The 10927-nt window shown below is 62.5% G+C and carries 11 protein-coding genes and 2 pseudogenes; 10 read left to right on the top strand and 3 right to left on the bottom strand.

Going from position 1 to position 10927, the window contains the following annotated elements; all coding sequences use genetic code 11:
* The 10 genes and pseudogenes from istA to FE811_RS23385 form a co-directional block, all read left to right on the top strand.
* On the top strand, positions 1-1291 hold a 1291-nt coding region (gene istA, locus FE811_RS23340; RefSeq protein WP_140848960.1), incomplete at its 5' end, for an IS21 family transposase.
* Positions 1288-1991 (top strand): annotated as a pseudogene (locus FE811_RS23345) (ATP-binding protein). The gene istA and the pseudogene FE811_RS23345, both read left to right, overlap by 4 nt.
* A 534-nt stretch (positions 1992-2525) precedes the next feature.
* Positions 2526-3557, top strand: a complete 1032-nt coding sequence (locus FE811_RS23350; protein WP_140848962.1) for an ABC transporter substrate-binding protein — start codon at positions 2526-2528, stop codon at positions 3555-3557.
* Between the two features lie 62 nt (positions 3558-3619).
* Positions 3620-4690 (top strand): ABC transporter ATP-binding protein, encoded by a 1071-nt coding sequence (locus FE811_RS23355; RefSeq protein ID WP_140848964.1) that lies wholly within the window; start codon positions 3620-3622, stop codon positions 4688-4690.
* Complete coding sequence (locus FE811_RS23360; protein ID WP_140848966.1) at positions 4683-5552, top strand: ABC transporter permease; 870 nt, start codon at positions 4683-4685, stop codon at positions 5550-5552. Before FE811_RS23355 ends, FE811_RS23360 begins: the two co-directional genes overlap by 8 nt.
* Entirely contained in the window at positions 5549-6358 is an 810-nt protein-coding gene (locus FE811_RS23365) for an ABC transporter permease (RefSeq protein ID WP_140848968.1), read from the top strand. Before FE811_RS23360 ends, FE811_RS23365 begins: the two co-directional genes overlap by 4 nt.
* Before the next feature lie 55 nt (positions 6359-6413).
* Positions 6414-7586, top strand: coding sequence for an FAD-binding oxidoreductase (locus FE811_RS23370; protein ID WP_219848930.1), 1173 nt, complete (start codon positions 6414-6416; stop codon positions 7584-7586).
* 37 nt (positions 7587-7623) lie between these two features.
* Complete coding sequence (locus tag FE811_RS23375; RefSeq protein WP_255469831.1) at positions 7624-7914, top strand: (2Fe-2S)-binding protein; 291 nt, start codon at positions 7624-7626, stop codon at positions 7912-7914.
* Entirely contained in the window at positions 7904-9265 is a 1362-nt protein-coding gene (locus FE811_RS23380; protein ID WP_140848972.1) for an NAD(P)/FAD-dependent oxidoreductase, read from the top strand. Before FE811_RS23375 ends, FE811_RS23380 begins: the two co-directional genes overlap by 11 nt.
* Before the next feature lie 29 nt (positions 9266-9294).
* Positions 9295-9654, top strand: a complete 360-nt coding sequence (locus FE811_RS23385) for a RidA family protein (protein WP_140848974.1) — start codon at positions 9295-9297, stop codon at positions 9652-9654.
* 71 nt (positions 9655-9725) lie between these two features.
* On the opposite strand, the gene FE811_RS23390 is transcribed toward FE811_RS23385, so the two are convergent.
* The 3 genes and pseudogenes from FE811_RS23390 to FE811_RS27995 form a co-directional block, all read right to left on the bottom strand.
* The gene (locus tag FE811_RS23390; RefSeq protein ID WP_140848976.1) at positions 9726-9926 is read right to left on the bottom strand and encodes a hypothetical protein; all 201 of its coding nucleotides are present in this window, start codon (positions 9924-9926) and stop codon (positions 9726-9728) included.
* A 118-nt stretch (positions 9927-10044) separates the two neighbouring features.
* Positions 10045-10692 carry a hypothetical protein gene (locus FE811_RS23395; RefSeq protein WP_219848931.1) on the bottom strand — a complete coding sequence of 216 codons (648 nt, stop codon included), beginning with the start codon at positions 10690-10692 and terminating at the stop codon, positions 10045-10047.
* Positions 10693-10737: 45 nt separating this feature from the next.
* Positions 10738-10927, bottom strand: a pseudogene (locus FE811_RS27995) (zinc ribbon domain-containing protein); the annotation flags it as partial.

The following is a 10927-nucleotide window of genomic DNA, read 5'->3' on the forward strand; positions in this document are numbered from 1 at the left end:
GACCATGCCGCGCAAGCAGCGGCATACAGCCAAGCGTGTTTTCGACCGTCTGCGCGAGGAATGCGGCTTCACCGGCGGCTACACGATCATCAAGGATTATATCCGGGAACGTGGGCGGCGGGGCCAGGAGGTGTTCGTGCCGCTGGCGCATCCCCCGGGGCACGCGCAGGCCGACTTCGGCGAGGCGCAGGTCCGGATTGGCGGTGTCGAGCAGAAGGCCCACTTCTTCGTGCTGGACCTGCCGCACAGCGATGCGTGCTATGTGCGGGCCTACCCTGCGGCGGTGGCCGAGGCCTGGGTTGACGGCCACATCCATGCCTTTGCCTTTTTTGGGGCAGTCCCTCAGTCGATCGTCTATGACAATGATCGGTGCCTGGTGGCGAAGATCCTGCCGGACGGGACGCGCAAGCGAGCCGCCCTGTTCAGCGGCTTGCTGTCGCATTACCTGATCCGGGATCGCTATGGCCGCCCGGGCAAGGGAAACGACAAGGGTAATGTCGAGGGTTTGGTGGGCTATTCGCGGCGCAACTTCATGGTGCCGATGCCGGAGTTCGCGACCTGGGACGCGTTCAACCTCTGGCTGGAGGAGCAATGCGAGCGGCGTCAGCACGATGTCCTGCGCGGCGAAAGCGAGACGATCGGCGAAAGGCTGCAGCGCGATCTCGCCGCGATGCGCCCGCTCCCGGCGGCGCCCTTCGATGCCTGCGATCAGGCGACCGGCCGCGTGTCGTCGCAATCGCTCGTGCGCTACAAGACCAATGACTACTCGGTGCCGGTCGCTTACGGCCATCAGGATGTCTGGATCCGGGCCTATGTCCATGAGGTGGTGATCGGCTGCCGGAGCGAGGTGATCGCCCGCCACCCCCGGTGCTGGGAACGCGATGAACTCGTCTTCGACCCGCTCCATTATCTTCCGCTGATCGAGCAGAAAATCAATGCGTTGGATCAGGCGGCACCATTGCAGGGCTGGGACCTGCCCGAGGAGTTCGCCACCTTGCGCCGGCTGATGGAGGCACGGATGAACCGGCACGGCCGGCGCGAATATGTCCAGGTCCTGCGGCTTCTGGAAACCTTCGATCTGGCCGATCTGCGGGCTGCCGTGAGGCAGGCGCTGCAGATGGGGGCGATCGGCTTCGATGCGGTGAAGCATCTGCTGTTGTGCCGGGTGGAGCGCCGACCTCCCCGGCTGGATCTGGACTGCTATCCCTACCTGCCCAGGGCCAGGGTCGAGAAGACCGAGGCCCGCTCCTACATGCGGTTGCTGTCTGGCGGTGCGGAGGGCGCGGCATGAACGATGCCCCGGAAATCCTGCTTGCCCATCACCTCAAGGCTCTCAAGCTGCCGACATTCTTGCGCGAGCATCAGAAGCTGGCCAGGCAATGTGCGGCGGAAGGCGTGGATCATGTCCGGTATCTCACTCGGCTGGTCGAGCTGGAACTGATCGACCGGGAAAGGCGGATGGTCGAGCGGCGCATCAAGGCCGCCAGGTTCCCGGCCGTCAAAAGCCTGGACAGCTTCGACTTCACGGCCATCCCGAAGCTCAACAAGATGCAGGTGCTGGAACTGGCCCGGTGCGAATGGATCGAGCGGCGCGAGAATGTCATTTCCCTTGGCCCGTCCGGCACCGGAAAGACCCATGTCGCCCTCGGCCTTGGTCTGGCTGCTTGCCAGAAAGGCCTGTCCGTCGGCTTCACCACCGCCGCGGCCCTGGTCAGCGAGATGATGGAGGCCCGCGACGACCGCCGCCTGCTGCGCTTCCAGAAGCAGATGGCAGGATACAAGCTGCTCATCATCGATGAACTCGGCTTCGTGCCGCTGTCGAAGACNTCCTGATTACCAGCAATCTGCCCTTCGATGAATGGACCGAAACTTTCGGCTCCGAGCGTCTGACCGGCGCGCTGCTCGACCGGCTGACCCACCACGTCACCATCCTCGAGATGAACGGCGAAAGCTACCGCCTCGCCAACAGTCGCGCCAGAAAGGCCGGCTGATCCTCCCCTCGAAAATCGCAGCGCGCGGCTGAGACCCCCGCTCGGGCTACGCCCTCACGGCGGTCTCAGCCGCGCGCAAGGGTGGCCGGCTTTTGCGCCGCCCCGTGGCAGGTTTTTACGCCGCCGTTGACAATCCTCCGCGAATGATCCGTCATCGGTTTCCCATGTTCCGCAATATGGCAAGAGAGGGCGCCCGACGACAAGCAGGACAATGGGCCATCTCATCCTCAAGGCGTCGGCAGGCAGGCTATCGGACAGCTTGCCAGAACAGGAATCGAGACAGTCCTGTCTCCAGTGCATGAATTCTTAACTGATATGCGTTTTCCGATCAAGGGCTGCGAGCATGGCCTGTGCTGTGCCGATATTTCGGGCAATGAGCGCGTCTTTGCGCAGAAGCCATATCATTTATGCATGATCCCTCCCCAACTTTCGATTTGCCCCAAGGGGGGCGGAACCCTTAGCGTTCCAGCTGTCGCATGAAGCTGCGGGACGTGGCTTCCGGACGGCAAACAAGAAAAACGACAGGGAGATGTCATGAAACGGATCAGCGTTCTCGCCATGCTGGCGGCATCTGTGGCTGCCTCGCCGCTTGCCGCACAAGAGACCTTGTATTTCGCGGGCTATTCTGGAGATTTCCAGACGATGTTCGAAAACGAGATCGCGCCCGGCTTCGAGGCGGAGCATGACGTTAATATCGTCTTTGTGCCGGGGAACTCCAGCCAGACGATTGCGAAGCTGCAGGCGCAGAGGAACAATCAGGAAATCAGCGTCGCGCTGGTGGATGACGGGCCGATGCAGATGGCGGTGCAGTTCGGATTGTGCGACATCGTCAGCGATGCCGACGCCTATGCCGATCTCTATGATATGGCAAAGCCGGAAGCCTTCGAGGGCAAGGCGGTGGGCATCGGTCTGGTTGCGACCGGAATCGCCTATAACAAGGAAAAATTCGACGGCCAGGGTTGGGACGCCCCGACCTCGTGGAACGATCTTACGGATGACAGGTTCGACAAGCGGGTGACATCCAACCCGATCAGCGGCACATTTGGTCTGAATTCACTTCTGATGTTCGCCCGCATGAATGGCGGCAGCGAAGAGAATATCCAGCCGGGGATGGATGCGATCCGCGAGAGACTGGCACCGAAAGTGGTCACCTGGTCGTCGTCGAATGCCGAGATGGCGCAGATGTTCCAGAATGGCGATATCGACCTGGGCGTCTGGGGCAGCAATCGCACAGTCGCCCTGAGGAATACCGGTTTTCCCGTGGAATTCGTTTATCCCGACGAGGGTGCGCCCGCCATCATAGCCTCGGCTTGCGCCGTCACGGGCGGCCCGCAGGCCGAACTGGCTCAACAATTGCTGGTTTATCTCGTCTCGCCCGCAGTGCAGCAGAAGCTGGCGACGGAGGGTTTCGGACCCACCAATCGCAAAACCATACTGGACGCCGATATCGCCGAGGACGTTCCTTACGGGGAGGAGAAGTTGTCGAAGATGATTAGCCTAGACTGGGATGTCATCAACGCAAACCGGGCGGAATGGACCAAGGAATGGGCCCGCACCGTTGAATAAGGGGCGGGCCCTGCGCGGTTTCGCCCGCGGCAGCCAGACAACAACCCAAGCCAGGCAGAGATATGAGCACACTCACCCTACGGGGCCTCGCGAAGACCTATGCGCCGAATGTACGGGCCGTCAAGAGCATCGATCTTGAGGTTCAAAGCGGTGAGTTCGTCTCGCTGCTGGGGTCTTCTGGCTGCGGCAAGACCACGACACTTCAGATGGTTGCGGGATTCGTTGCTCCCACAGCCGGGCAGGTTCTGCTGGACGGCAGGGACGTCACCTATCTGGAGCCTGATAAGCGGGACATGGGCGTCGTCTTTCAAAGCTATGCACTGTTTCCACATATGACCGTCACGCAGAACGTGCGCTTCGGCCTTGAGATGCGCAGGCTTCCGCAAAGCGAGATCAAAGAACGGGTCGCCGAGGCGCTGTCGATGGTCCGGCTTGCCGGGCTGGACGACCGCTATCCAAGTGAACTGTCCGGAGGACAACGCCAGCGCGTCGCGATCGCGCGTGTTCTGGCCATTCGTCCGCGCGTCCTGCTGCTGGACGAGCCAATGTCCAATCTGGACGCAAAACTGCGAGGCGAGATGCATGTCGAGCTGCGCGGCCTGCAGAGGCGATTGGGCATTACCACGATCCTCGTCACCCACGATCAGGTCGAGGCGATGACCATGAGCGACAGGATCGCCGTGATGGCGAACGGCACCATTGCCGAGCTTGGCACCCCGCAAGAGGTTTATGACATCCCGGCAACCGAATTCGCCTTCAATTTCCTTGGCCAGTCGAACACGATCACCGGCAAGGTGCTGGGCCATGACGACAGTTTCACGCAAGTGCGCGTCGGGTCGAGCACGATCAACATTCCGCAGCGGAATGCCGGGCTGGCGGGTGACGTGCGGTTCTTTATCCGGCCAGAGCGGCTTATGCTGACATCGCCGGAGACAGGGATCATCACGGGCCGTGTCGCCACGCGGCTTTTCCTTGGCAATACCTGGACCTACGAGATTGACAGCGATCTGGGTCGGCTGCGTGTGATCAGGGTGAACACAAGGGGCGGTCAGCCCGAAGAGGGGGATCAGGTCGGAATCAAATGGAACGAGGCCGACATGCAATCCGCATCCGAGGAAATCGCTCATGTCTGACACATCCGCTAGGACTGGCAGCCAGCCCTGGCTGCTATCCTTTCCATCGATCGCCCTGTTTCTGGGACTTCTGGTGGTGCCGCTGGCACTGACCGCGATTCTGTCCTTCAATGTCTTCGATTCGATGGCAGGAACGCAGGACGAATTCACCGCCGACAATTACATCGAGATACTCACTGATCGGTACTATTACGAGCTGTTCCTGCGGACGGCCCTGATGTCGGGCGGCGTGACGCTGCTGTGCATCCTTGTGGGCGTGCCGGAAACGATCATTCTTTCAAGGATGCAGCCACGCTATCAGGGGATCTTCTTCGTGATGATCCTAGGACCTCTGCTGATATCGGTCGTGGTCCGTACGCTTGGCTGGTCCATCCTGCTGGGGCGCGAGGGGCTGATCAACCGGGCGCTTGTCGAGCTGGGGCTGATCCAGACACCCTTGCAGCTGATGTACTCCATGACCGGCGTGGTGATCGCGCTGACCCATGTGATGCTGCCCTTCATGGTCATTGCCGTCTGGAGCACGCTGCAAAAGCTGGACGGGCAGGTCGCGGACGCCGCCCGTTCGCTTGGTGCGGGATCCTTCACCACTTTCCGGCGGGTGATCCTGCCGCAGCTTCTGCCGGGGGTTCTGTCCGGTTCGATTATTGTCTTCACCCTGTCGGCCTCTGCCTTCGCAACCCCTGCCCTGATCGGTGGGCGCCGTGTGAAGGTCGTGACGACATCGATCTATGACGAATTTCTCAGCACGATGAACTGGCCGCTCGGTGCAGCCATCGCGATCCTGCTGCTGATCGGCATCGCCTGCGTGGTCATGGGCAGTAACCGCATCATTGAGCGCAAATTCAAGCAGGTGTTCTCATGAAAGACAAAGGTCTTGGTTCCAACGGCATCGTTTCCCTCATCTTCCATACGCTGTTCATGATCTTCATCATCGCACCGCTGGCGGTCATCATCCTCGTGTCGTTTTCCGATAAGGGTTATATTTCGATGCCTTTCGATGGCGCGTCCCTGCGCTGGTATCGGGCGATCCTCGATGCGCCGGAATTGATGAACGCGCTCTGGATCTCGATCTGGATCGGGCTTGGTGCGGCGACCGTCGCCTCGCTGGTGGCGGTTCCGGCGGCCATCGCCATCGCGCGATACCGCTTTGCCGGACGCGATGCGCTGATGGCGCTGCTGTTGTCACCCCTGATGATACCGCATGTCGTTCTGGGGGTGGCTTTCCTGCGCTTCTTTTCCCTGATGGGATGGAGCGGGTCGTTCATGGCGCTGTTGCTGGTCCATGCCTTGATCGTCGTTCCCTTCTCGTTGCGGTTGACCCTGGGGGCGATCATTGGGCTTAGCCGTGATGCCGAACTGGCGGCGCGATCCTTGGGGGCGTCGCGGTGGGTCGCCTTCCGGCGCATCCTGCTGCCGCTGATCCTGCCCGGTGTCGCGGGTGGATGGGTGCTGTCGTTCATCCAGAGCTTTGATGAGGTCACGATGACTGTCTTCATCGCGACTCCCGGTATGACCACGCTTCCGGTGGCGCTGTATCATCGCGTCTCGATGCTGACGGACCCGGTGACCACCTCGGTTTCGGCCATCATGATCGTCGGCACGATGGTCATGATGTTCATTCTGGATCGGCTTGTCGGGATCGACAGGGTGCTGATCGGCAAGAAGTAGATCGCTTCAATCAGGGTGATGGGACTGCCGCCGCATTGCGGCGGGCGGGAAAGGCTTGCCCGATGACATTGGCACCGAAAGGCTGGAGAAAATGAGTTCAAATCAAGTGACGGTTGTTGGCGGAGGGCTGGTCGGGGCCGCTATCGCCTACGGGGCGGCCCGTCGCGGATTGTCCGTCAGGGTGCTGGACCAGGGCGATACCGCGTTCCGCGCTTCGCGGGGGAATTTCGGTCTGGTCTGGCTTTCCAGCAAGGGCGGGGGAATGCCGGAATATGCCCGCTGGACGCGGGAGGCGGTTGGCCTTTGGGGTGGCCTCCATCAGGAATTGCTGGATCTGACCGGGGTCGATAGCGGGCTGGTTCAGCAAGGCGGGTTCTGGCTGGGTTTCAGCGATGAGGAAGTGCAGAAACGCGCGGATCTGCTTGCGAAGATCGACCGTGAGGCAGGCGGCATCCCGTTTAGCATGATGGAGCCCGCCGAGATCCGGCAATACCTGCCCGATATCGGCCCGAAGGTGGCGGGCGGCAGTTGGGGCGCGCATGACGGCATGGCAAACCCCTTGTTTCTGCTGCGCGCCCTGCATTCGGGGCTGAAGAAATGTGGCGCAGACATCATTACGGGCGTCGATATCACCGCGATCGAACATGATGCGGCGGCGGGGCGCTTTACCGCGCGAAGCCGCGACGGGCAAAGCTGGATCAGCGACCGGATCGTCATCGCCGCCGGGCTTGGGGTTTCAGATCTGGCCGGGCAGATCGGCATCCACGCGCCGGTCGTGACGACGCGGGGACAGGTGCTGATCACCGAACGTCTGAAGCCGTTCATGGATTATCCGACGAACAAGGCGCGCCAGACCGCGGAAGGGACCGTTCAGATCGGCTCGACGACCGAGGATGTGGGGCTGGACGACGGCACGACGGTCGATAAGATCGAATGGCTGGCCCGGCGGGCCGTGGACACGTTTCCGCATCTGGCCCATGCGCGGCTTGTTCGGGCCTGGGGTGCGCTGCGCCCGCTGACCCCGGATGGTTATCCGATCTATCAGGAATCCGAGACCTGCCCGGGCGCCTTCGCGGTGGTCTGCCATAGCGGCGTCACCCTTGCCGCCATTCACGCCAATATTCTCGGCCCGTGGATGGGCGGGCTGACGGATGCTCCCGCCGGTGTCTCCCGGTTTCGCGGCGCGCGCTTCCTTGGCAAGAACACGAGGTATGCAAGTGACCACTGAGACGCTTTTCGCAATTCCCGCAAGCGCCGGCCGGAAGATGGTCAGAATCGAGTTCGAGGGCGAGACCTTTCAGGTGCCCGAAGGGATCAGCGTGGCCGCCGCGCTGCTGAGCAATGGCCGGGGCGCATTCCGCACCAGCATCGTCGGGGGAGCGCCGCGCGCGCCCTATTGCATGATGGGCATCTGCTTCGAATGTCTGGTCGAGATCGACGGGATCCCTGCGCGGCAAGGCTGCATGACCCCCGTCCGCAGCGGGATGATCATCAGGCGCCAGCCGGGGGCGCCGTCCCTGAAGGCGCTGGCTTCGGGAGGCAGGAATGAACACTGAGACAACCGACCTGATCGTTATCGGCTCCGGTCCCGCCGGGATGGCCGCCGCCGCCGAGGCCCGCGCGCTCGGCATGTCGGTCTGCGTGCTGGACGAGCAGGGTGCGATCGGCGGGCAGATCTATCGGCGCATCGAGGATACGCCCGAGGCGCTTCAGATGATCCTCGGCAAGGATTACGCTGCGGGCAGCGCGCTGGCAGATGAGTTCCGGCGCAGCGGCGCGGATTACCGTCCCGGCGCGACCGTCTGGAACCTGTCCGGGGACGGGGTGGTCGATTATGTGGCCAATGGCGGATCGCGGACGATCTCGGCCACCAACGTGCTGATTGCGACCGGCGCGATGGAGCGTCCTTTCCCGATTCCGGGCTGGACCTTGCCCGGCGTGATGGGGGCCGGGGCGGCGCAGATCATGCTCAAGGGCGCGGATGCACGACCTTCTGGTCCCGTGGTGCTGGCCGGATGCGGGCCGCTTCTTTACCTGCTGGCCTGGCAATATCTGCGTGCGGGGGTGCAGCTTGCAGGATTGGTCGACACGACGCCATTTTCGGCCTATGTCGCGGCCCTTGGTAAAATTCAGGGCGCGGTGCGGGGGCGAAAGGACCTGATCAAGGGGCTTGGCCTCGTATCGCAGGTGCGGCTTGCGCGTGTGCCCGTCTATTCCGGCGCGAAAAGCCTTGAGATCCTGGGCCGGGACATGGCCGAGGGCATCCGCTTCCAGCACAAGGGGAAATCCCGCGAAATTGCCGCCGGACTGGTCCTGCTGCATCAGGGCGTGGTGCCGAACACGCAACTGAGTTGGTCGCTGCGCGCCCGCCATGGTTGGGATGCCGGACAGTTGTGCTGGACACCCGTGACGGACGAGGTGGGCCGCCTTGGCCAGACCGCTGTCTATGTCGCGGGAGATAGCCGGGGGATCGTGGGCGCAATTGCCTCGGGGGTGCAGGGACGGCTTGCAGCACTCGCAATGCATGAACGCTCCGGTGGCCAGGTGCCGCCCGGACGCAGGGCCGGGCTTGAGCGGCAACTTGCGCGGTATGTCTCTCTCCGCCCGTTTCTGGACAGGCTTTACCGGCCACTGGACGAACACCGCATCCCTGCCGACGATGTTATCGTCTGCCGCTGCGAAGAGGTCACGGCCGGGGATCTGCGCAGCTATGTCGATCTGGGCTGTCTGGGGCCGAACCAGGCCAAAAGCTTTGGCCGCTGCGGCATGGGCCCCTGTCAGGGGCGCCTGTGCGGACTGACCGTGACCGAAGTGATCGCCGCCGCCCGCAAGGCTGCGCCGGAGGAGGTCGGCTATTATCGTATCCGCCCCCCCATCAAGCCGATTCATCTCGGCAGTTTTTCCTGATGCTCTGATCCCCAAGAAAGGTTAAAAACATGAGCCATATCAACCGCATCGAAACCGATCCGCGCCGCAGCAGGGCCGTCGTCTACAACGGCATGGTTTTCGTCGGCGGCATGACCGCCGATGACCGCAGCCTCGACATTGCCGGGCAGACCAGACAGACGCTGGAAAAGATCGAGGCTTATCTTGCGAAGGCCGGAACCGACAAAAGCAGGGTGCTGACCGCACAGATCTGGATCAAGGACCTGGACCGGGATTTCGCGGCGATGAATGAGGTCTGGAATGCTTGGACCGCGCCGGATGCGGCCCCCACGCGGGCGACAGCGCAATGCGAGATGGGCGCATCCGATATTCTGGTCGAGATCATTGTGACCGCTGCGGTCGCAGGCTAAGCTCTCCATAATAGCGGAACCGGTGAGCCTGATGCCGCAGCTTCTCGATCAGGATCGCCTGCGCCCTGACCTCAGCCAAGAGCCGTGCGGTGATGGTGCCAGGGAATGTCCATGGCTGACGATTCAGTCAGCCATGCCCGGGTAGCGCCTTCGTATACGGCGCGCAGACGCAGGCGGATCTTTTGTGTGTCCCTGATGGTCAGTGGGTGCAGGCCGTCGATCAGCAGCGCCAATTGCAGGTTGTCTGGGCTGACCGGTCTCGCGTCCACCATTCGACCGCTGCAGGGGAGTCGATCCAGGAGATAGTGCCGATGCCCGCTATACGGCGTAGTCGGTCGTCGGGGTGTTTCGGATGCGATCTTGGAAGATGGAATTTTCGAACCGTAATGCTCATGCGGCCAAGGATCCTGCCGGCTGCCAGCCACCTTGATGCAAAGGCAAGTATTTCTGGAATCGCGCCCCCGCAACCACTGAAACCAACACCCCCGAGCGGATCCCGCCGGGAGTTTTGTTTTTTGTGCCGGTCTTTCCCTCCTGACGCGCCACCCATTCCAGAATGGTCGCCAGATCGCCGTGCAGGCGGGCGTAAACCTCGCCGCGGCTCGGGCCGGGGGTGAGGACGATCTTCTCGATCAGCACCCGCATCGGTGCAGCAGCCTCCTGCCGCTCCTCGGGCTGGTTCAGGGCCTCGATCAGCCGGGCGATCTTTCTGGCATAGAGCGTGGCCGCATTCGGCAGCATGTCGGGCACGTCGCGCGGCGCCTCGGCGAGCAGGGCGGCCAGTTCCTGCTTGCGGGCTTCCAGCCCACTCATCTTCTCCTTCATCGACGGATGATACATGCCGTCGGCGATTGCCTCGACGATCTGGGCGATCTGCTTCTCGATCCTGCCGAGTTCGTTCTCCCATCCGGCGGTGTTGGCGCGATGCTCGCGGTTGAGCCGGTTCAGCTCCTCGGCATAGCTGCGCACTGCTGCCTCGGCCGCCTCCGGCGTCATCAGCCGGTCTTTCAGCCCGGCCAGAACCCGGTCCTCCAGCACCTCGCGCGGGATCGTGCGGTTGTTGGTGCAGGTGCCCTTGGTGCTTTAGGTCGAGCAGGCGAAGCGGCCGGAGCCGCGAATGGCGTAAGGCCCGCCGCAGCAGCCGCAGAACACCAGACCCGAGAGCAGGGTCTTCGGCCGATGGGTGCCGTTCAGCCGGTTCTCCCGGAAATGCCGGCGGATGCCCTCGCCGACATTGTGACCTGCCCCCCCCCGGAAGTTCCCTCGCCGTGAT

Source organism: Paracoccus sp. FO-3 (genome assembly GCF_006386455.1).
Classification (GTDB): Bacteria; Pseudomonadota; Alphaproteobacteria; order Rhodobacterales; family Rhodobacteraceae; genus Paracoccus; species Paracoccus versutus.

What these genes read in the sequence shown, in the direction of transcription:
- FE811_RS23350 (WP_140848962.1), top strand. Translation starts at nt 2,526, where the DNA reads ATGAAACGGATCAGCGTTCTCGCCATGCTGGCGGCATCTGTGGCTGCC.
- FE811_RS23355 (WP_140848964.1), top strand. Translation starts at nt 3,620, where the DNA reads ATGAGCACACTCACCCTACGGGGCCTCGCGAAGACCTATGCGCCGAAT.
- FE811_RS23360 (WP_140848966.1), top strand. Translation starts at nt 4,683, where the DNA reads ATGTCTGACACATCCGCTAGGACTGGCAGCCAGCCCTGGCTGCTATCC.
- FE811_RS23365 (WP_140848968.1), top strand. Translation starts at nt 5,549, where the DNA reads ATGAAAGACAAAGGTCTTGGTTCCAACGGCATCGTTTCCCTCATCTTC.
- FE811_RS23375 (WP_255469831.1), top strand. Translation starts at nt 7,624, where the DNA reads ATGGTCAGAATCGAGTTCGAGGGCGAGACCTTTCAGGTGCCCGAAGGG.
- FE811_RS23380 (WP_140848972.1), top strand. Translation starts at nt 7,904, where the DNA reads ATGAACACTGAGACAACCGACCTGATCGTTATCGGCTCCGGTCCCGCC.
- FE811_RS23385 (WP_140848974.1), top strand. Translation starts at nt 9,295, where the DNA reads ATGAGCCATATCAACCGCATCGAAACCGATCCGCGCCGCAGCAGGGCC.
- FE811_RS23390 (WP_140848976.1), bottom strand. Translation starts at nt 9,926, where the DNA reads ATGGTGGACGCGAGACCGGTCAGCCCAGACAACCTGCAATTGGCGCTG.